Below are 19,148 nucleotides of genomic sequence, written 5' to 3'. Positions count from 1 at the left end.
TGTTCAATGGGGCATTTTCCACTTGCAGCGCCGCACATCACAGGCCAGCTTGGTGCAAAACCGGAGGCAGCCATGAATTTTGACCAGATCATCGACCGGCGCGGCACCCATTCCATGAAATGGGACTTGATGCAGGCCCGTTACGGCGTGTCCCCCGACACCGGAATTTCCATGTGGGTGGCCGATATGGACTTTCGCCCGCCTGCCTGTGTGCAGGACGCGCTGCAACAGGCAGTGGACCATGGCGTGTATGGCTATTTCGGGGATGATGACGCGTATCGCGCCGCAATTTGCTGGTGGATGGCAAACCGCCATGGCTGGCAAGTGGACCCTGCCCATATTTTCACCACACACGGGCTGGTGAATGCAGTTGGTCTGTGCCTGCATACATGGACACAGCCGGGTGACGGGGTGGTGCTGTTCACGCCCGTCTATCATGCCTTCGCGCGCACCATTCATGCCGCCGGGCGCAAGGTTGTGGAATGCCCGCTGGCGTTGAGCGATGGCCGCTATGAAATGGATTTCGCTGCCGCCGATGCCCTGATGACGGGGCAGGAACGCATGTTGATCCTGTGTTCGCCGCATAACCCCGGCGGGCGTGTCTGGACGGGGCAGGAATTGCGCGATGTGGCCGCGTTTTGCGCGCGTCATGACCTGATTCTGGTGTCAGATGAAATTCACCATGATCTGGTCATGCCCGGTGTCAGGCATGTTCCCATGCCGGTGGCCGCGCCGGATTGCGCGGACCGTCTGGTGATGCTGACAGCAGCCTCCAAGACATTCAACCTTGCGGGCACACATTGCGGCAATGTCATCATTGCAGATGACACATTGCGCGGGCAGTTTGCCACGACCATGGCCGCGATGGGCATTTCGCCCAATTCCTTCGGGTTGCACGCGGTAACAGCGGCCTATTCGCCTGCGGGCGCACAATGGGTTGATGCGCTGTGCACCTATCTGGACGGCAACCGGCAAGTGTTTGATGCGGGCATGAATGCGATTCCCGGTGTGCGGTCCATGGCGTTGCAATCCACCTATCTGGCCTGGGTGGATTTTTCCGGCACGGGCATGGAGCCACATGAATTTACGGCCCGCGTGGAACAGGGCGCGCAGATTGCCGTCAATCACGGGCCAACATTCGGCACCGGCGGGACGCCTTACCTGCGCTTCAACCTTGGCGCACCGCGATCCGTGATTGAACAAGCGGTGGCGCGGTTGCAGGCAGCGTTCCGCGATCTGCAATAACCCCATGCACAGGGGGCGTGCGGGAATGCAGATTGCACCCTGCGCGGCCCTGCCCATATGTCAACCCAAGCAAATGGAGGGTTCCAAATGGGCCGATTGATTGACGGCGAATGGTCAAGCGAATGGTATGATACCAGCAAAACTGGCGGTGCATTCAAACGCGACACGTCACGGTTTCGCAACTGGGTTACCGTAGATGGCAGCGCAGGGCCGTCCGGCGAAGGCGGGTTCAAGGCCGAAGCAGGGCGCTATCATCTGTATGTGTCCTATGCCTGCCCATGGGCACATCGCACATTGATTTTCCGCAAGCTGAAGGGGCTGGAAGGGCTGATTGACGTGTCTGCAGTTCACCCCGACATGCTGAATGACGGCTGGACCTTTGCGGATGATTTTGACGGGGCAACGGGCGACCGGCTGTTCGGGCATAAGTTCATGCGCGACGTCTATACCCAAGCCGACCCGAAGATTTCAGGCCGTGTGACAGTGCCTGTGCTGTGGGACAAGGCGCGCGGCACAATTGTGTCCAACGAGTCTGCCGAGATTATCCGCATGTTCAATTCGGCCTTTGACGGGCTGACGGGCAACAGCGATGATTATTACCCCGAAGCCCTGCGCGCCCAGATTGATGCCGTGAACGCGCGTATCTATGACACTGTGAACAATGGCGTCTACAAATCCGGTTTTGCCACCACGCAGGATGCCTATGATGCGGCGGTGGTGCCGCTGTTTGACTCCCTCGATTGGTTGGAAGACCGCTTGCAGGGGCAGCGCTATCTGATGGGCGACACCCTGACCGAAGCCGACTGGCGGCTGTTCACAACATTGGTGCGGTTTGACAAGGTGTATCACCTGCATTTCAAATGCAACCGCCGCCGGATTGTGGATTACCCGGCGCTTTGGGCCTATACGCGCGATCTGTTCCAGCATGCGGGCGTGGCGGAAACGGTGAAATTTGACCATATCGTGCGGCATTATCACTACAGCCATGATACAATAAACCCGAACCGGATTATCCCTATCAACCCCGACCTTGATTTCACTGCGCCGCATGGCCGCGACACCCTATGACGCGACGAAGAAAAGCGTTTCCCATGGAATTTGTCCTGCGTTAACGTAGGGCAAATTTTTATTTGGGGGCGCTATGCGTAGTTTTTCGGTTCTGGTAACGGTTCTTTCCCTTGGCCTTGCGACACATGCGCAGGGGCAAACATGCGGTGGCAATTTCGGATCTTTTGTCGAGGGTCTGAAATCAGAAGCCGCCACGCGTGGACATGACCGCGCCTTGATTGAAAATTTCTTTGCCAATGTCCGGCAGGAACAATCGGTTCTGAATGCGGACCGGCGGCAGGGCATTTTCCAGCGCCCGTTTCTGGATTTTTCGCGCGCACTGATTTCGCAAAATCGCATGAATGCAGGGCGGGCCAATGCGGACCGCTACGCCAGGGTGTTTGCGGCAGCGCAACAAAGCTATGGGGTGCAACCGGGCATTTTGCTGGCCTTCTGGGCGTTCGAGACGGATTTTGGCGCAGTTCAGGGTGATTTCAACACGGTCAACGCGCTGGTCACGCTGGCGCATGATTGCCGCCGCCCAGAATTGTTCCGCCCGCAAGTGTTTTCCGCGATTGAAATGTATCGCCGTGGCATGCTGGACCCTGCGCGCACGCGCGGCGCGTGGGCGGGTGAAATTGGCATGGTGCAGAAATTGCCATCTGACATCATCAACCACGCGGTCGACGGGGACGGGGACGGGCGCATAGATTTGCAAAATTCGGTCCCCGATTCCATCCTGTCGGCCGCGTCCATGCTGCGCGCCAAGGGCTGGCGGGCAAACGAGCCGTGGATGCATGAAATCGCCCTGCCAAACGGGCTGGACCTGACGCAAACAGGGCTGCGCACTGAACTGACCGTCAGCCAGTGGCAGCAACTGGGCGTGCGCCCCACCCATGGCAACCTGCCATCCGGGAATATGCGCGCTTCTATCATCCTGCCACAAGGCCATCGCGGCCCGGCCTTTATGGTGTTCCCGAATTTCAGCACGCTGTTTGAATGGAACCAAAGTTTCATCTATATCACGACCGCCGCCTATTTCGCTACGCGCCTGACCGGCGCGCCGGTCTATCAGGCAGGCACCCCCGAACAGGGCCTTGATCAGGACCAGATGCGCCAGCTACAGCAGAAACTGGCGCAGCGCGGGTTCGATGTGGGCGGCATTGACGGCATTCTGGGGGCGAATACACGCGCCGCCGTGCAGGATGTTCAAGCACAGCTTGGCTTGCCCGCCGATGGCTGGCCAACCCCGCAATTGCTGCGCATGTTGTGACGCACGCCTGCGCAAACTTTAGGTGGTTTTGCGTGCCTTTTCCTGCAATCCTCATGCCTGTGCGGGAAGCGCACAGGCATGTATTTTACAAAAGGTAAGGGAGTGACACCATGGGACGCCGGGATGACTTGATTGAACGCTACGCGTCGGATTTGCGGGAAAAATGCGGGGTATCCCCGGATATGGACCTGCTGCGCAAAGTGACGATCGCATGTGGCCCATCGATTTACAACGCCGATGCCAGCACAGTTGCCGCCACACAGCAACACGAACTGGATACAGTGCGCAGCGGGTTTCTGATCAAGAAACTTGGCCTGCCGGACGGGCCGGAACTGGACGCCGCGATTGATGCGGTGATCGAACAATATGGCCGGTCAGAGCGGAATAAATACCGCGCCGTAATCTATTACCTGCTGACCAAACATTTCGGTAAGGAGGATATTTACCTCTGACCGATAGGTCATTCAAATTTGAAGCTTTGTTGACTTGATCCCACCGCGCAGAATTGGGTAAATAGAAAGGCTGGTCAGGATGGCCGGTCTTATTTCTTCCGGTGCTGTGAAGGGCATATGGGTGAGTGGGGCCGCGGTTCATCCGCGGCCCTTTTCCGTTCAGATACGCCGATATAGGCGCTGGCCCGGCTTTTGACGCAAACATACCCGCGTTAGGGCGTTTTGACGTAGTATTCCGGTTGTGATGGGAATTTGCAGGCGTTAGGTTGAAATACCCCCAAGCCAACCCTTATTTGAGGGTGGAAGGTGTTGCGAACACCGCCTGAATAAAGGATTTGGTCATGAGTGAACACAGCAGTTTTCCGGTTTTGCCACTGCGCGACATGGTGGTTTTTCCCCATATGATTGTGCCGCTTTTCGTAGGGCGCGAAAAATCCGTGCGTGCGTTGGAAGCTGTAATGGCCGATGACAAGCAAATCCTGCTTGTCTCGCAGAAGGACCACACGCAAGAGGACCCGGGCGCAGATGATATTTTCCGCGTTGGTGTCCTGTCGAGTGTGTTGCAATTGCTGAAACTGCCCGATGGCACTGTCAAGGTGCTGGTCGAAGGGCGCGCGCGTGTGGCGATTTCGGAATTCGTTGACAATGACGCCTATTTCGAAGCCGTCGCGCAGCCCGTTCCCGACACTGCCGGTGATGCTGCCACAACAAAAGCCTTCATGCGCTCAGTCCAGGGTGAATTTGAACGCTACGCCAAAGTGCGCAAAAACATCCCCGATGAGGCGCAGGCGGCCATTGCCGAAGCAACCGACGCTGCAACGCTTGCCGATCTGGCAGCGGGGCATCTGGGCGCAACTGTTCAGCAGAAACAGGCCCTGCTGGAAAAGCAGGACACTTCCGCGCGGCTGGAAGAAATTTATGGCTTGATGCAGGGGGAATTGTCCGTCCTTCAGGTGGAACGCAAGATCAAAACCCGCGTCAAAAGCCAGATGGAGCGCACCCAGCGCGAATATTATCTGAATGAGCAGATGAAGGCCATTCAGAAGGAACTGGGCGAGGGCGAGGATGGCCAGAATGAAGTGGCCGAACTGGAACAGCGCATTGCAGCCACCAAACTGTCCAAGGAAGCCCGCATCAAGGCCGAAGCAGAAGTCAAGAAGCTGAAGAACATGTCGCCCATGTCTGCAGAAGCGACTGTGGTGCGCAATTATCTGGACTGGATGCTGGCCATTCCATGGGGCACCAAAAGCCGCGTCAAAAAAGACCTTGGGCGTGCGCAAGAAGTGCTGGATCAGGACCATTACAGTCTGGACAAGGTCAAGGAACGCATTGTCGAATATCTGGCCGTTCAGGCGCGGTCTGCCAAGCTGAAAGGCCCGATCATGTGCCTTGTCGGCCCGCCGGGTGTGGGCAAAACCAGCCTTGGCCGGTCCGTTGCGAAGGCAACGGGGCGCGAATTCATCCGCATCTCGCTGGGTGGGGTGCGCGACGAATCCGAAATTCGCGGGCACCGGCGCACCTATATCGGGTCCATGCCCGGCAAGATCATTCAGGCGCTGAAGAAGGCCAAGACCACGAACCCCCTTATCCTGCTGGATGAGATTGACAAGATGGGGCAGGATTTCCGCGGTGACCCCGCCAGCGCCATGCTGGAGGTGCTGGACCCTGAACAAAACTCCACCTTTGTGGATCACTATCTTGAAGTGGAATATGACCTGTCCAATGTCATGTTCCTGACCACGGCCAACAGCTATAACATGCCCGGTCCGCTGCTAGATCGGATGGAGGTTATTCCCCTGTCCGGCTATACGGAGGATGAGAAGCTGGAAATCGCGCGGCGGCACCTGCTGCCAAAATCCGTCAAGAACCATGGGTTGCGCCGTGGTGAGATGACGATTTCCGACAGCGCGATTACCGAAATCATCCGCCGCTATACCCGCGAAGCGGGCGTGCGGAACCTTGAACGCGAATTGAACAAGATCGCGCGCAAGGCGGTGACGAAGATCATCAAGAAAGAAACCGACAAGGTAATTGTTGCACGCGACAACCTTGCGGAGTTTCTGGGTGTGTCGCGCTTCCGGTTCGGTCTGGCCGAAAAGGAAGACCAGATCGGTGTTGTTACCGGCCTTGCCTGGACGCAAGTTGGCGGCGATTTGCTGCAAATCGAAGCACTGCGCCTGCCGGGCAAGGGCCGCATGAAAACCACCGGCAAACTGGGCGATGTGATGAAGGAGTCGATTGATGCGGCAAATTCCTTCGTGCGGTCCATCGCGCCGGAAATCGGGGTCAAACCGCCGCGGTTCGACGCGCTGGACATTCATGTGCACGTCCCCGAAGGCGCCACGCCAAAAGACGGGCCAAGTGCCGGTATTGCGATGGTGACGTCCATTGTTTCGGTGCTGACGCAAATTCCGGTGCGCCGCGACATCGCCATGACCGGCGAAGTGACCTTGCGCGGGAATGTGCTGGCCATTGGCGGGTTGAAGGAAAAACTGTTGGCCGCCTTGCGCGGCGGGATTACAACCGTCCTTATCCCGCAGGAAAACGTCAAGGACCTAAGCGAGATCCCCGACAATGTGAAAGAAGGGCTGACCATTATTCCGGTCGAGAATGTGCGCGATGTTCTGCGCCACGCGCTTGTGTCGCAACCCAGCGCCGTGGAATGGGACGAAGAAGCGGACGAAGCCGCGCGTCTGGCCCGTCTGGCAAGCCCGGCACCCGAAGACAAGCCGCGCGCCGCACATTGATACGCAGCCCGATAAAACAGAAAACCGCCCCGCATAGCGCGGGGCGGTTTTTTCTGTGGCTCCCACTGTCCGGACCCTCTTGCGAAGATCGCGCGTAGCGGGTAAAGCACCACGCAGGGGCGATTAGCTCAGCGGTAGAGCGCTTCGTTCACATCGAAGATGTCAGCGGTTCAAATCCGTTATCGCCCACCATTCCATCCCCAATGCACACAGGTTTCCTCTTGTTTCGAAGGGGTTATTACCTTCGTCTGTTACAAAATGTGTTACAAAACGGGTCTGGAATGGCTGGCGCACAACGATACCTCTTAAACAGAAATGGACGATTCTTCGCTCGTCTGGTCGTTCCGAAAGACCTCTGGCACATCGTTGGTAAATCTGAACTGCGAGCACCACTTGGGCCTGATCTCAGGATCGCCATAAAAATGCTACCGGGCGCGGTGGCGCAGCTAAAGCACCAGATTGCGCAGTCCGAGCGGAAACTGCCCCCGGCAAACGTCGCTATTGGCCCGGCGCGCTATCGTTTGACACCGGATCAGATCGCGCCCAGCCACGATCACTGGCGATTTGCCTTCGACGACGAACTGCGCGACAGCCCGTCACTTCGTCTGTTGGCAGTGATGATACATATGTGGCGCAACTTCGGGCTGGCGTGGCAGGGCGATGACAGAAACTTCTTCAGCTTCTGCGCATGCTCTCGCCGGTCAGCGTCAGGCGGTGTGCATTGTGGCGCAACCGATGGCATCTGCGAGGGTAGGATCCCGATCACGTCGAACCATTGATCGACAGGCAACTGGCTGGTCACAATGGTCGCGCCACGACCTTGGCGATCATGGAGGATTTCAAGCAAGTCGCGACGCTTGGTTGATGTCAGAACTGACAGCCCCCACTCGTCGAGGATCAGCAATTCAGTGCGCTCGATTGCCTTGAGTATCCGTGTTGATAAAGCTGACCGAGCCTGGACGCCAAAATCAGCTCGATCAACACGGATACTAAAGGCTGTCATCATCCAGACCCTCCGGCAGCGGCCACGCCAAACCCGCGTCGCGCGCGCGGCGCAGATAGGCCCCAACACTTCCTTTCCCAAGCCCCAGCGAGGCGGCAATTGCACGCTCGCTCAGCCCTTGGGCAAATCCCAATCTCAATACGTCCCGAATACGGCGCATGGTCAAACGTCCTGTCGGCATTCCGATCCTCCTGTTCTTCAGGAGGCGGAGTAACTGCAGTTCGTTGGCCAGTCCTACCCGTGATCGCGTGAAACAGGTGCCCACGATCAGCTGAAATCAGTGCCCGCCATCATGCGAAACACGCAGCTTGCGAAGATGAACGAAACCTTGGCTCGGATTCAAATTGAAATTCGCGAGAAACATGATGAACGTCACAACGCGCGCTGCACTGTGCCTCAGCGCTCTCTAGAACTGTATGCGTTGACGTGAGACATTTGCAAAGCAGGCCTGCTGCATGGGCATCTGTGATACGCCTTTTGCATTCAAGTAGCGGCTGATGAAGCTGCGATACAAGCCATACATCACCTGCTGACGAGCACTCTTTGCATCGATATTTGCCCCGCGGTGTTCAACAACGCGTCGACCATTTTGATAGACATGAAGCACACCATCAGCCCCATGTGACCATCTGGCATCGACGACGATATCGGTCCATTGTCCCTTCGGGATTGCACCAAGGCGTCTAATGATCAAAGGCCTTTCGGGGTTCATAAGGTCGGCTTGGGTGACACCAGGATTCGATAACGAAAACTGTAGATGTCCATCGATAACCTCGACGACAGCTGATGGTTTCCCGGTTCCGGCAGGCTTTACCTCCCAAATCATAAGATTTGCAGGCCGCACATCGACAAAATCTGATGGCAAGAAAAATGACAACGAATACCTGTAGGCCTCCCCCTCAAGGTTATCCGGTGTGCGTTGGATAAGCTGAGCTCGTTCACGGTCGGTTTGACAATCCACCCCGTGGCAGGAGGATCCGGGAAGGGAGAAACAAGTCACCTGCGCGCCATTGGGATGGGCAAACCCGGATTGAACAGCAGGGCGGTTCTCGCGTTTGCCAATGAAATCAAAAGATCCGAGACCCGCTTGGGCGCCAGCAATTGATGGCAGTAAAGTCAGAGTGAGACAAATCAGTATAACCAGGCGCATTCGATGCCCTCCAACTGAGACTAATGAAAACTCACGATACCAAAAAAGCCACAGCATGCCTACTTTTAGCGAAACCATTCTGAACACGCGGCGCCTTCAATTGCCGGCGCTACGCTCATGAACTCACTTTATCTTTCACTGTCAATGCGCCTGACTGTTGCAGCAATGATGCGGCGGCAGCATTGCATTCTTCAGCCACAGCCGCATTTTGTTGTGTCACCTGATCGAGTTGGTTCACACCTGAATTGATCTCGCCCAGGGAATTTGCCTGATCATTCGCGGCAACAGAGATTACGGAGGCTTGCTCAGCGACGGTTTTTGCTTTCACAAGGATCTGGTCCAGACTTTCACCAGCTTGCAAAACGAGCAAAGACCCTTCTTGCACCTGTTGCGTGCTTTCCAGAATCAAGGATTTTATCGCACGAGCCGACTCGGAAGCGCGTTGTGCCAGGGCGCGCACCTCGGAGGCAACGACCGAAAACCCGCGACCTGTCTCACCGGCGCGTGCCGCTTCGACACCTGCGTTGAGCGCAAGCAGATTGGTCTGGAACGCGATCTCGTCAATGACACCGATGATACGGTTGATTTGCTCTGATGATTTTTCGATCTGCTTCATGGCACTGATTGCCCGCTGAACAATCAAGGCGCCTTGTTCCGCAGATGTCCGGTTCTCGCGGGTTGAGTCCTGCGCGTCTCGTGCAAGCCCCGCAGTTGAGCGCACGCTTTCGGTCAACTCGTGCAGGGCTGCGGCGGACTGCTCCAAGGTTGCGGCCTGAGTTTCCGCGCGGCCAGCAAGATCTTGCGAGGCAGAGGTGATCTCCTCGGAACCACCACGCACTTGGCCCGCAACAGCGATGATCCGCGACATGGTTGAGGCAAGCTGCGACGATACTTCATTAAACGCTTGGCGGATACTCTCGTATTCGAGCGGGAAGGGGTCGTTGGTCGGACTTTCAATGTCTGTGGCAAGATCGCCCTCGCTCATGCGCAGCAAGCCCGCTTCCAGCTCGCGCACGACACGTTCTTTTCTGACATCTTCCTTGCTGCGACTTCCGCATCCATACGGGCTTGCTCAACGCGCAGTTCTTCTGCTTTTTGTTGTGCATCAAGTGCAGATTTCGTTGCTGCGTCCGATGTATAGAATGCCTTTAGGATTACCTCGGCAATCGTGATCAGAATTGCTGCTTCGACCAGTAAAACAGCCGCATTCAGGAAAATTCGACCAATACTTGCATCGCCCGGCATGACTGCACTTGGCAGTATGAAACCCAACCCCAAGTGATGCAACGCCACAAGCGCTGTGTAAAACGCAATCACGCGCCAATTGCAGTAGATCGCCAGAACTGCGAGGCCAGCGAAAACTGCATATGGCTGTCAACTTGCCAAGGGTGATCGGAATACTGGTAAACAACAAGGCCGATGCCGACTGCGAGCGCCGCTGCCGAACTAAGTTGCACGGACTGCCCTGTTGGATTGCGCCGATATTCAAGGGTTACCACGCCTGCCAGAATGGCCGCGGTGATTGTGACATAGGTGCAGGGTATTCCCAGCACGAGACCGATCAACGCAATCTGGACAACGATACCCCATAAAAGAGCACAGACTGCCAGCGCCCCTTTTTGTCTGATATCGACGAGCGCTTGTGGGATAGAAGTGTCTGTTATCGTCATTTTGGTGCCTTCTTGCAGCATTAATTGGTGCAGAGCACTTTTGATGTGATGGACATCTGCATCGCAGGTGAATTCAAGAGACGAGCAAGACCGATACGCTCCGCGCCAGGAAGTGACGAAACATCCAGAACAGCAAGGTGGCCATTCCATAAAATATCCCGGATTGGCACATTCAATGCTGCAATCTCGCGCAAGCGATCCGTACCCGACAGGGACGGCACGAACAAAATAGCCGTCACATCATCGCCTGTTCTGGGCTGTAAATACGGTATTGCCAGACCGGCGGTTCCGCCGATCGACACCAGGACAGGTATCAGATATTCGCGTGAAAGCCGCATTTCCAAGTCTCGGTGCCAAGAGAGTCATCAGAACGAATACACTTCGACCATTGAAATTTACTTAATTGTTAAAAAGGAATATTTTATGGCCGCATTGTCGAAGATCATACCATGCAGAACAAGCGGCGTGCTGTGCTGTAACTGTCAAATTGAACCAAGCCCAGCTTTTCTAATGACATTCATCCGTGGCCAAGACGTGGATCAATGACTTGCCATGTGCAGCAGATAGTCAGATTGCGCGGGTCGGGTTCTGGCTGATCTGGGTGCTCTTCGGGTCTGCCGCAGCCGGGCTGATGCTGAGTTTTACGACCATGTGAGAGATGTGACGCATTTAGCGATATGTATTTATGAATGTGGGCAGATTGGTCTATTATCCTTTGGGTCATTCCTGTATCTCATGTCACCATGAAATCGATTGAGGCGGAGTGCGCCAGTGCCACAATTTATGGGGACTTCACCTGAATTGTGCGAGGGACAGATTTTTCGCGAGGTGTGAAGTGTATGATATTTTGGCCCTTGCAGCCGCAAACCTGATCTCCCCCATTATTCTGTTTTTCGCATTGGGCTTTGCAGCCGCCATGGCGCGCTCAGACTTGAGCGTTCCTGAGGCGATAGCCAAGGGCATGTCACTCTACCTGCTGCTTGCAATTGGCTTCAAGGGTGGTGCCAGCGTCGCCGCCCACGGAGTGGACGCAACGCTGATATTATCATTGATCGCGGGGGTGATCTTGTCCTTCATCCTCCCTTTCGTGGCGTTTGGTCTGCTCAGGAAACTGACGGGACTTTCGGTCATTGATGCGGCGGCAGTCGCTGCGCATTATGGGTCGATCTCGATTGTGACATTCGTTGCCGCGAGTTCTGTCTTGTCTTCCGCAGGGATCGTGGCCGAAGGTTACATGGTTGCAGTTGCCGCTGCGATGGAGGCGCCAGCGATCTTAAGCGCACTTTGGCTGGTCGCGCGCGCCAGCGGGAGTTTAGGCCAGACGCGCGGCCGCATGGATCCAGGTTTGCTGCGTGAAATCCTGCTGAATGGCTCGATCGTGTTGCTGATAGGTTCCTTTGCCATTGGCGCAATTACCGGTCAGCAAGGGCTTGCAAAAATCGAAGCATTTATTGTAGCGCCTTTTCAGGGCGTGCTTTGCTTGTTTCTTCTCGATATGGGGCTTGTCGCGGGGCGCGGCCTGCGGCAGGCCCGTGGCCTGCTGCGACCCGGCGTGTTTGCCTTCGGAGTTCTTATGCCGCTGATTGGGGCAAGCTTGGGATTGGCGGCTGGGTTGTTGCTGGGCCTTTCCGCGGGTGGCGTGGTGTTGATGATGACCCTGTCTGCCTCTGCATCCTACATTGCTGTGCCTGCGGCAATGCGCGTGGCACTACCCGAAGCAAATCCCGCGATCTACCTTACACTTGCACTGGGGATTACCTTTCCCTTCAATCTGACGCTTGGCATCCCCATCTACATGGCGGTCGCTCAAGCAGTGACCGGAGGCTGAGATATGAAGGTCCATAAGGCAAAACGGGTGGAAATCACAATTGAAGCTGTGATGGAGCGACGGCTGACGGAAGCACTTGAACGGGTCGACGTGACCGGGTTTACTATCCTGCCGGTTTCAGGCGGGTCTGGCCGCTCAGGTAAATGGAGTCGTGAAGGTCAAGTCAGCAGTGCAGCCGGTATGATCAATGTCGTTTGCATCATCCGCCCTGAACGGTTGAACACGCTGCTCGACGCGGCTTTCGATATCCTTGATCGTCATATTGGCGTGGTCAACGTGACCGATTGTGAAGTCCTTCGCGCCGAGCGCTTCTAAAGTCAAAGCGGCCAGAAGACCGGGATAAACACTGCAGCGACGACTGCATACTGTCAGATCTATGGACCGGCGATGCAAAAAAAAGACGCACGAAAACATAATGTTAGATTGGATCGCGTGCATGCGAATGAACGCCACACACACACCAACTTATTGATTTCGCAGGTTCGAGAAGCGCAAAACCGGTTCCCACTTTTGCGCAACCTTCTCTAAAACTGCGGCCATACTGCGCGCCGATGGTTATGCCGCTTCGGGGTGTTTCGCGCCCGTCATATAGGCCACAGCATCAGACATCGAATGTTCTTTCGGGTTGATCACGCAAAGACGCTTGCCAAGACGGTGAACATGAATGCGGTCTGCCACCTCGAAGACATGCGGCATATTGTGGCTGATCAGGATGATTGGAATGCCCCGCGAACGCACATCCTGGATCAGCTCCAGCACCTTGCGGCTTTCCTTCACGCCAAGCGCCGCCGTGGGTTCGTCAAGGATCACGACCTTGGACCCAAACGCGGCCGCACGCGCAACCGCAACGCCCTGACGCTGCCCCCCGGACAGTGTTTCAACCGGCTGGTCGATATTCTGGATGGTCATCAAACCCAGTTCATTCAGCTTCTCACGGGCAAAGGCGCGCATGGCGGGCAAATCAAGCATACGAAACCATTGCCCCATTGGCCCCGGTTTGCGCAATTCACGCCCGATGAACATGTTTTCCACGATGGACAGCGCGGGTGACAGTGCAAGGGTCTGATAGACAGTTTCAATCCCGGATTCGCGCGCCTGCAGCGGCGAGGCGAAGGCGACTTTACGCCCCTCAAGGGTGATTTCGCCTTCGTCCACGGAGACTGCGCCGGAAATCGCCTTGATCAGGCTTGATTTGCCCGCGCCATTATCCCCGATCACGGCCAGAATTTCACCCGGCATCAGGTCGAAATCGCAATGGTCCAGTGCTGTTACGCGACCATAACGTTTTACCAGCCCGCGCGCTTTCAATAAAGGTTCCTGTGTCATGCCGATACCTTTCTGATCCATTGGTCGATGGCGACAGCGATGATGATAAGCCAGCCGATGGCGAATACCTGCCAAAGCACATCGACGCCCGCCAAACGCAAGCCCGACTGGAACACGCCCACGATCAGCGCGCCAAACAGTGCCCCCATGATGGAGCCGCGCCCGCCAAACAGGCTGATCCCGCCGATCACGACCGCAGTGATGGATTGTAGATTGCCTTCATAGAAGGATTGCGGAGAGATTGACCCGACCCGCCCGATACTGGCCCACGCGGCAAGCGCGCAGATGAAACCGGCAAGTGCATAGACCGAAACAAGCATTCTGTCAGTGCGGATGCCCGCCAGTTCCGCGGCGTCCTTGTCGTCGCCTATTGCATAGACATGGCGGCCCCATGCGGTTTTGGTCAGCATATACCACAACCCCGCGAAAACCAGCACCATCAGGATGGACCCATAGGTGATATTGGCCCCCCCGATACGGAAAGAATTGCCAAAGAACTTCAAAAGCGGCGCCATCTGGTCAATGTCTTGGCTGCGAATGGATTGCGCGCCTGACAGCCACAGGTTCAGCGCGAAAAATATGTTCCATGTGCCCAGCGTAACGATAAAGGGCGGCAGGCGCAGGCGGGTGACAAGAAACCCGTTCATCATGCCCGCCAGCGTGCCCAGCACAAAAGACGCGGCCAGCGCAAGGCTTGGGGGCACGCCCAGTGTGATCGCCAGCTTGCCAGAGATGACCGACATCAACACCATGATTGCCGCAACTGACAGGTCAATCCCTGCGGTCAGGATGATCAGCGATTGCGCTGCCGCCAGAATGCCAATGATGGACACCTGTTGCAGGATCAGCGACAGATTGAAGGGCGTGAAGAATCGCTCGCCTGCCAGAATTCCGAATACGATCAAACTTAGCGCCAGCACAATGACCGGCACCATTGTAGGATGAGAGTGCAGGAAATGCTGCACATGCCCCAGAGGCGTGCGTTTAGGGCCTTCGAATGTTGCCACGGTTTTGTCGGCCCCGGTAAGCGAGGTTTCATACTCTGCGGCACGGCGGGGGGTGTCGGACATCAGCGGCCTCCGGTTTGGCGGTCATGGGTAATCTTGCCGCCAAAGCCTGTCGGGCGGCAAGATTTTTCAAATGATGCAGATCGGTCTGATTAGCCCCAGCAGCGGGCAAGCCCCTCTTGCGAGGTGATCGAAGGAATCCCCTCGACGGGGCTATCGGTGATCAACTCCACCCCAGTGTTGAAGAAATCCAACCCGTCGGTGTTTTCGGGCATCACGCCAGTATCGGCATAGGCTTTGATCGCCTCAATGCCCATTGATGCCATCAGCAACGGAAACTGCATCGATGTCGCGCCGATGATCCCTTCGGCCACGTTCTGCACGCCGGGGCAGCCGCCATCCACGGATACGATCAGCACATCATCCTGACGCCCGACAGAACGCAGCGCCTCATAGGCACCGGCGGCGGCGGGTTCGTTGATGGTGTAGACCAAGTTGATGCCCTGGTCGCGCTGCAACAGGTTTTCCATGGCGGTGCGCCCGCCTTCTTCGTTGCCATTGGTCACATCATGGCCAACAATACGCGCGTCGTCTTCATCGCCGATCACGGTAGGGTCGTTCACGTCGATGCCAAAGCCTGTCATGAAGCCCTGATTGCGCAGATAATCCACTGAAATCTGGCTGGCATTCAGATCCAGCGTTGCGATTTTGGCATTCGCTGCATCATCGCCCATCTTGGCACGCGCCCATTCCCCGATCAGGACGCCCGCCTGAAAATTGTCGGTGGCGAATGTGGAATCGGCTGCATCTGCGGGCTCCAGTGGGGTGTCCAGCATGATGACCAGAACACCGTTTTCCCGCGCTTGTGTCACAGCAGGAACAAGGGCGCGGCTGTCATTGGGCGTAAGAAGAATGCCACTGACGCCAGCCGCCACACAGCTTTCAATCGCGGCAATCTGGGTTTCTACGTCCCCATCCAGACGACCGGCATGGGTTTGAAGGGCGATCCCATGTTCTGCGGCGGCGGCCTGCGCCCCTTCGCGCATTTTCACGAAGAAGGGGTTGGTGTCGGTTTTTGTGATAAGGCACGCGCCCGTTTCAGCAAGGGCAGGGCTAGCCAGAAGTGCAGTGCCGGCCACGGCCCCCATCAAGGACATCTTCAATGCGGATTTCGGTTTCATCTGGTTCCTCCCAAAAAATTGCGCAGTCGTCCGCTGACCACGATGGCGCAAAGAAACGGCAGAATCGGAGCTGTGTCAATAACTAAATCACTTTTATTTAGTATTGACAGATTGCCCCCAAGCAGGCCAACTCATGCAGACGAAAGGGGATCCATGCGCGAGAATCCTGAACAAACTCAACTGCATCATGGTATGCGTGGCTCCAACCAGTCCGGCCTTAGGGCGTGGAATGAGAAGCTGTTGTTCACATTGCTTCACACCGAAGGTGCGATGCCAAAGGCGGAAATAGCCCGGGTTACGGGTTTGTCGGCGCAAACAGTTTCGGTGATAATCCGGGCGCTGGAACAAGACGGGTTCCTAAAGAAGGGCGAGCCGGTGCGCGGTCGTATCGGGCAGCCGTCCATCCCGATTTCCCTGGCCGCAGACGGGGCGTATTTCCTTGGTCTGAAGATCGGGCGCCGTTCCAGTGAGATGATCTTGATTGATTTTCATGGGGCGATCCGTGAACGTATTGCCCGTCGTCATGAATGGCCCGAGCCCGATGCTGCACGGGGCTTTGCCCTTAGTGCTGCACATGAACTGTCCATGCGCCTTCCGGCCTCGCATCGTGACCGTGTTGCGGGCCTTGGGATTGCGCAACCTTTCCAACTTTGGGATTGGGCTGAATCCCTTGGGGCACCTCAACAGGTTATGGACCGCTGGCGCAGCGCCGACCTGTGTGGCGATCTGAGTATGGCGTTGCCCTATCCGGTTTTCATGCGAAATGACGCCAGCGCGGCATGCGGCGCAGAGCTGGTTTTCGGGGACACCAGCCTGCCCCGCGACTTTGTGTATTTCTACATCGGGTTCTTTATTGGCGGGGGTGTGGTTTTGAACGGCACCCTGCATACTGGCGAGAATGGCAATTCCGGCGCGCTGGGGTCCATGCCGGTGCGCGCGCCTGATGGGCGGATGGTGCAGTTGATCGAACTTGCCTCGATTTACGGGCTGGAAAAGCGCCTTGCGCTTGTGGGGCTTGACCCTGATCTGCCGTGGGAATCCCCAGAAACCTGGCCAATTCCAGATGCCATCCTTACGGAATGGATGGACACCGCCGCCGATGCTATCGCACAGGCTATCGTCGCGTGCCTTGCGGTGATTGATTTCAACGCGGTTGTGATTGACGGTTGGTTCCCGGCGAATATCCGCGACCGCCTTACGGAAAAAGTTGTGCATGCGACTGCGCGGATGGATCAGGCAGGTTTGATTGCACCCGCGATTCAGGCCGGCAGCCTTGGCATTGGCGCGCGTGCGCTGGGTGCTGCGGCCTTGCCGCTGACCGACAGGTTCCTGATTTCGTCAGAGGCTGGCTTGGGTGGCGGCCCCGGGCAGACCGACACGTTATAGCGGTCAAGGCAATCGCGTCTGGTTTGCCCCACTGGGGCCAAGGTGGCGCATATGACCGCAGCACATTTTCATGAAGCGATATGTGAAGCCGCCCGCGCGGGGTATGCGGGAACGGCCCTGTGGGTTTCCGCCCTGCCCATAGATTGGGCGTGGTCCCCGGTTTTTAGTGATTTGTTAAGTTCTATCCTTGCTCTGCGGTGCAGAAAGAAGTAGCGCTCAGGTTTGAGTGTTATTGATTTCATGTGTCTGTTACCCGAATTTGATAATCGCATTGCATGCCACGCCTGCTTGCCGTGTCATGCTTGCAAGAAGCGACCAGTTCATGAGCACCCAGCGCGACAACCTTCGAGAAGATGTGCATTTCCGCATTCTGCGGTTGTTGCATGACAACCCGGAAATGTCGCAGCGTGATCTTGCGCGGGCAGTGGGAATCAGCACGGGGGGCATGCATTACGTTCTGACCGCCCTGCTGGAAAAAGGTTTGATCAAATTCCGCAAGTTCACCTCTGCCAAAAGCAAACGGCGCTATGCCTATGTTCTGACACCGAGTGGAATTTCCGAAAGGGCCAGTCTGACGCGCAAGTTCCTGCTGCGCAAAATGGCGGAGTATGAAGCCCTGAAGGCCGAGATTGCCGAAGTTGGCGCAGATTTGCCCGAAAAGGACCTGGCTGCAATCCGGTCCGAACTGGAGCAGGGGCGCCAGACCATGTGCGACGCCCTGCCAAATTTGCCCAAAACGCCCGATCGCGCCGCACGGGATTATGAAAGCGGGATGTCGTTTCCGAAGCCGTAAAGCATATTTAACAAGAAAGGTGTAATCTTGTCGCGTATTTCAGAAAACCCGGACCAACCTGTAATCGTCTTTGGCGGGTCAGGTTTTGTTGGGTCGCATTTGCTGGAACGCCTGAAGGCTGATGGCATGCGCAAACTGTTCAGCGTTGACTTGCGCGCGCCCAACGACCGCTTGGACGGGGTGCATTACATCGAACAGGATATTCGTGACCTGTCGGGTTTGCAGCTTGATGCGCCCGGCGCGGTGATGTTCAACCTTGCGGCGGTCCACACAACACCCGGACATGCGCCTTGGGAATATTATGACGCCAATGTGCGCGGCGCGATTGAAGTGACCCGCCTTGCGCGCCGCCTTGATGCACAACAGATCGTTTTCACCAGTTCGATTTCTGTCTACGGGCCGGACGAAGCGGCTAAAGATGAAACAGCGCCGCCCAATCCGCAATCCGATTATGGGCGTTCCAAGCTGATGGCCGAGCAGGTGCATCTTGATTGGCAAGCGGAAAATCCGGCGCGCAGCCTTGTGATTGCGCGCCCTGCGGTTGTTTTTGGTCAGGGCGAGGGCGGCAATTTCACCCGTCTGGCGAAGCTGTTGTCCAAGGGGTGGTTTGTCTATCCGGGGCGCAGGGATACGATAAAATCCTGCATCTATGTGGGGGATCTGGTGGACTGGATGCTGGCGGCGGCGCAAAACAACGCACCCTTCACGCTGTTCAACGGGGCCTATAGCGAACGCTACACCATTGAGCAGATTGTAAGCGTGTTTCAGGACGTGGCGTTTCCGAAGGTTCGGACACTAACAATTCCCGCCGGGGCGTTGCGCGTTGCCGCAGGGCTGATGCGACCGCTTTCTTCCACGGGTTTGGGCATCCATCCCGACCGGATTGATAAGTTGATGGTCTCCACGAATGTGTTGCCCGGCTGGGCCGAAGCGCGCGGGTTGCGTTCCACCGACCGCTTGCGCCCGGCGCTTCAAGACTGGAAGGAACGCACGCAGGGGCGCTTTGTTTAGGGGGTGAAACGGACAAGGCGCGCTGGTGG

The 19,148-nt window shown here is 56.6% G+C and carries 20 protein-coding genes, 1 tRNA gene and 1 pseudogene; 12 read left to right on the top strand and 10 right to left on the bottom strand.

The window, feature by feature from the left end; translation table 11 throughout:
• Nucleotides 1–72 precede the first annotated feature (72 nt).
• From ACTZWY_RS01915 to ACTZWY_RS01890, 6 genes are all read left to right on the top strand, one after another.
• Nucleotides 73–1,245, top strand: a complete 1,173-nt coding sequence (locus ACTZWY_RS01915; RefSeq protein WP_444788977.1) for a MalY/PatB family protein — start codon at nucleotides 73–75, stop codon at nucleotides 1,243–1,245.
• Nucleotides 1,246–1,332: 87 nt separating this feature from the next.
• Nucleotides 1,333–2,313, top strand: coding sequence for a glutathione S-transferase family protein (locus ACTZWY_RS01910; protein ID WP_444788976.1), 981 nt, complete (start codon nucleotides 1,333–1,335; stop codon nucleotides 2,311–2,313).
• Between the two features lie 73 nt (nucleotides 2,314–2,386).
• Entirely contained in the window at nucleotides 2,387–3,565 is a 1,179-nt protein-coding gene (locus ACTZWY_RS01905; RefSeq protein ID WP_444788975.1) for a lytic murein transglycosylase, read from the top strand.
• A 110-nt stretch (nucleotides 3,566–3,675) separates the two neighbouring features.
• Nucleotides 3,676–4,017: a DUF2853 family protein gene (locus ACTZWY_RS01900; protein ID WP_444788974.1), complete on the top strand. Its 342-nt coding sequence runs from the start codon at nucleotides 3,676–3,678 to the stop codon at nucleotides 4,015–4,017.
• A gap of 341 nt (nucleotides 4,018–4,358) precedes the next feature.
• Nucleotides 4,359–6,764, top strand: a complete 2,406-nt coding sequence (gene lon, locus ACTZWY_RS01895; protein WP_444788973.1) for an endopeptidase La — start codon at nucleotides 4,359–4,361, stop codon at nucleotides 6,762–6,764.
• A 117-nt stretch (nucleotides 6,765–6,881) separates the two neighbouring features.
• Nucleotides 6,882–6,956: transfer RNA gene (locus tag ACTZWY_RS01890), tRNA-Val, on the top strand.
• A gap of 361 nt (nucleotides 6,957–7,317) precedes the next feature.
• Here ACTZWY_RS01890 and ACTZWY_RS01885 read toward each other — a convergent pair.
• The 7 genes and pseudogenes from ACTZWY_RS01885 to ACTZWY_RS01855 all read right to left on the bottom strand — a co-directional run bounded on the left by ACTZWY_RS01885 (nucleotide 7,318) and on the right by ACTZWY_RS01855 (nucleotide 10,925).
• Nucleotides 7,318–7,767: an ATP-binding protein gene (locus ACTZWY_RS01885; protein WP_444789043.1), complete on the bottom strand. Its 450-nt coding sequence runs from the start codon at nucleotides 7,765–7,767 to the stop codon at nucleotides 7,318–7,320.
• A pseudogene (locus ACTZWY_RS01880) lies at nucleotides 7,757–7,948 on the bottom strand (IS21 family transposase); the annotation flags it as partial. The gene ACTZWY_RS01885 and the pseudogene ACTZWY_RS01880, both read right to left, overlap by 11 nt.
• Before the next feature lie 225 nt (nucleotides 7,949–8,173).
• Nucleotides 8,174–8,974 (bottom strand): heparin lyase I family protein, encoded by an 801-nt coding sequence (locus ACTZWY_RS01875; RefSeq protein WP_444788972.1) that lies wholly within the window; start codon nucleotides 8,972–8,974, stop codon nucleotides 8,174–8,176.
• 58 nt (nucleotides 8,975–9,032) lie between these two features.
• On the bottom strand, nucleotides 9,033–9,932 hold the full coding sequence (locus ACTZWY_RS01870; protein WP_444788971.1) for a methyl-accepting chemotaxis protein: 900 nt from the start codon (nucleotides 9,930–9,932) through the stop codon (nucleotides 9,033–9,035).
• Nucleotides 9,899–10,162, bottom strand: coding sequence for a hypothetical protein (locus ACTZWY_RS01865; protein WP_444788970.1), 264 nt, complete (start codon nucleotides 10,160–10,162; stop codon nucleotides 9,899–9,901). The genes ACTZWY_RS01870 and ACTZWY_RS01865 overlap by 34 nt, the downstream gene beginning before the upstream one ends.
• A gap of 68 nt (nucleotides 10,163–10,230) precedes the next feature.
• Entirely contained in the window at nucleotides 10,231–10,587 is a 357-nt protein-coding gene (locus ACTZWY_RS01860) for a hypothetical protein (RefSeq protein ID WP_444788969.1), read from the bottom strand.
• A gap of 20 nt (nucleotides 10,588–10,607) precedes the next feature.
• On the bottom strand, nucleotides 10,608–10,925 hold the full coding sequence (locus tag ACTZWY_RS01855) for a hypothetical protein (RefSeq protein WP_444788968.1): 318 nt from the start codon (nucleotides 10,923–10,925) through the stop codon (nucleotides 10,608–10,610).
• Nucleotides 10,926–11,110: 185 nt separating this feature from the next.
• Here ACTZWY_RS01855 and ACTZWY_RS01850 point away from each other — a divergent pair, with 185 nt between their 5' ends.
• The 3 genes from ACTZWY_RS01850 (at nucleotide 11,111) to ACTZWY_RS01840 (ending at nucleotide 12,730) form a co-directional block, all read left to right on the top strand.
• Nucleotides 11,111–11,242 (top strand): hypothetical protein, encoded by a 132-nt coding sequence (locus ACTZWY_RS01850; protein ID WP_444788967.1) that lies wholly within the window; start codon nucleotides 11,111–11,113, stop codon nucleotides 11,240–11,242.
• A 180-nt stretch (nucleotides 11,243–11,422) separates the two neighbouring features.
• The gene (locus tag ACTZWY_RS01845) at nucleotides 11,423–12,415 is read left to right on the top strand and encodes a sodium-dependent bicarbonate transport family permease (RefSeq protein ID WP_444788966.1); all 993 of its coding nucleotides are present in this window, start codon (nucleotides 11,423–11,425) and stop codon (nucleotides 12,413–12,415) included.
• Between the two features lie 3 nt (nucleotides 12,416–12,418).
• Nucleotides 12,419–12,730 carry a P-II family nitrogen regulator gene (locus ACTZWY_RS01840; protein WP_444788965.1) on the top strand — a complete coding sequence of 104 codons (312 nt, stop codon included), beginning with the start codon at nucleotides 12,419–12,421 and terminating at the stop codon, nucleotides 12,728–12,730.
• A gap of 240 nt (nucleotides 12,731–12,970) precedes the next feature.
• Here the strand turns inward: ACTZWY_RS01840 and ACTZWY_RS01835 are convergent, their stop codons facing one another.
• The 3 genes from ACTZWY_RS01835 to ACTZWY_RS01825 all read right to left on the bottom strand — a co-directional run bounded on the left by ACTZWY_RS01835 (nucleotide 12,971) and on the right by ACTZWY_RS01825 (nucleotide 15,929).
• Entirely contained in the window at nucleotides 12,971–13,741 is a 771-nt protein-coding gene (locus ACTZWY_RS01835) for an ATP-binding cassette domain-containing protein (RefSeq protein WP_444788964.1), read from the bottom strand.
• A complete protein-coding gene (locus tag ACTZWY_RS01830; protein WP_444788963.1) occupies nucleotides 13,738–14,811 on the bottom strand; it encodes an ABC transporter permease in 1,074 nt (357 codons plus the stop codon). Before ACTZWY_RS01830 ends, ACTZWY_RS01835 begins: the two co-directional genes overlap by 4 nt.
• Before the next feature lie 89 nt (nucleotides 14,812–14,900).
• Nucleotides 14,901–15,929, bottom strand: coding sequence for a sugar ABC transporter substrate-binding protein (locus tag ACTZWY_RS01825; protein WP_444788962.1), 1,029 nt, complete (start codon nucleotides 15,927–15,929; stop codon nucleotides 14,901–14,903).
• Nucleotides 15,930–16,082: 153 nt separating this feature from the next.
• Between ACTZWY_RS01825 and ACTZWY_RS01820 the strand changes: the two genes are divergently transcribed.
• The 3 genes from ACTZWY_RS01820 to ACTZWY_RS01810 all read left to right on the top strand — a co-directional run bounded on the left by ACTZWY_RS01820 (nucleotide 16,083) and on the right by ACTZWY_RS01810 (nucleotide 19,119).
• The gene (locus ACTZWY_RS01820) at nucleotides 16,083–17,315 is read left to right on the top strand and encodes an ROK family transcriptional regulator (RefSeq protein ID WP_444788961.1); all 1,233 of its coding nucleotides are present in this window, start codon (nucleotides 16,083–16,085) and stop codon (nucleotides 17,313–17,315) included.
• A 322-nt stretch (nucleotides 17,316–17,637) separates the two neighbouring features.
• Entirely contained in the window at nucleotides 17,638–18,108 is a 471-nt protein-coding gene (locus tag ACTZWY_RS01815) for a MarR family EPS-associated transcriptional regulator (protein ID WP_444788960.1), read from the top strand.
• A 27-nt stretch (nucleotides 18,109–18,135) separates the two neighbouring features.
• Nucleotides 18,136–19,119: an NAD-dependent epimerase/dehydratase family protein gene (locus tag ACTZWY_RS01810; RefSeq protein ID WP_444788959.1), complete on the top strand. Its 984-nt coding sequence runs from the start codon at nucleotides 18,136–18,138 to the stop codon at nucleotides 19,117–19,119.
• Nucleotides 19,120–19,148: the final 29 nt, after the last annotated feature.

The organism is Roseinatronobacter sp. NSM, assembly GCF_052379845.1.
Lineage (GTDB): Bacteria > Pseudomonadota > Alphaproteobacteria > Rhodobacterales > Rhodobacteraceae > Roseinatronobacter.
This window is presented reverse-complemented; position numbering and strand designations above follow the sequence as displayed.

Excerpts from the sequence above, each read along its gene's own strand:
- ACTZWY_RS01915 (WP_444788977.1), top strand. The coding sequence starts at position 73 with ATGAATTTTGACCAGATCATCGACCGGCGCGGCACCCATTCCATGAAA.
- ACTZWY_RS01910 (WP_444788976.1), top strand. The coding sequence starts at position 1,333 with ATGGGCCGATTGATTGACGGCGAATGGTCAAGCGAATGGTATGATACC.
- ACTZWY_RS01905 (WP_444788975.1), top strand. The coding sequence starts at position 2,387 with ATGCGTAGTTTTTCGGTTCTGGTAACGGTTCTTTCCCTTGGCCTTGCG.
- ACTZWY_RS01900 (WP_444788974.1), top strand. The coding sequence starts at position 3,676 with ATGGGACGCCGGGATGACTTGATTGAACGCTACGCGTCGGATTTGCGG.
- lon (WP_444788973.1), top strand. The coding sequence starts at position 4,359 with ATGAGTGAACACAGCAGTTTTCCGGTTTTGCCACTGCGCGACATGGTG.
- ACTZWY_RS01885 (WP_444789043.1), bottom strand. The coding sequence starts at position 7,767 with ATGACAGCCTTTAGTATCCGTGTTGATCGAGCTGATTTTGGCGTCCAG.
- ACTZWY_RS01875 (WP_444788972.1), bottom strand. The coding sequence starts at position 8,974 with ATGCTGTGGCTTTTTTGGTATCGTGAGTTTTCATTAGTCTCAGTTGGA.
- ACTZWY_RS01865 (WP_444788970.1), bottom strand. The coding sequence starts at position 10,162 with ATGCCGGGCGATGCAAGTATTGGTCGAATTTTCCTGAATGCGGCTGTT.
- ACTZWY_RS01860 (WP_444788969.1), bottom strand. The coding sequence starts at position 10,587 with ATGACGATAACAGACACTTCTATCCCACAAGCGCTCGTCGATATCAGA.
- ACTZWY_RS01855 (WP_444788968.1), bottom strand. The coding sequence starts at position 10,925 with ATGCGGCTTTCACGCGAATATCTGATACCTGTCCTGGTGTCGATCGGC.
- ACTZWY_RS01840 (WP_444788965.1), top strand. The coding sequence starts at position 12,419 with ATGAAGGTCCATAAGGCAAAACGGGTGGAAATCACAATTGAAGCTGTG.
- ACTZWY_RS01835 (WP_444788964.1), bottom strand. The coding sequence starts at position 13,741 with ATGACACAGGAACCTTTATTGAAAGCGCGCGGGCTGGTAAAACGTTAT.
- ACTZWY_RS01830 (WP_444788963.1), bottom strand. The coding sequence starts at position 14,811 with ATGTCCGACACCCCCCGCCGTGCCGCAGAGTATGAAACCTCGCTTACC.
- ACTZWY_RS01825 (WP_444788962.1), bottom strand. The coding sequence starts at position 15,929 with ATGAAACCGAAATCCGCATTGAAGATGTCCTTGATGGGGGCCGTGGCC.
- ACTZWY_RS01820 (WP_444788961.1), top strand. The coding sequence starts at position 16,083 with ATGCGCGAGAATCCTGAACAAACTCAACTGCATCATGGTATGCGTGGC.
- ACTZWY_RS01815 (WP_444788960.1), top strand. The coding sequence starts at position 17,638 with ATGAGCACCCAGCGCGACAACCTTCGAGAAGATGTGCATTTCCGCATT.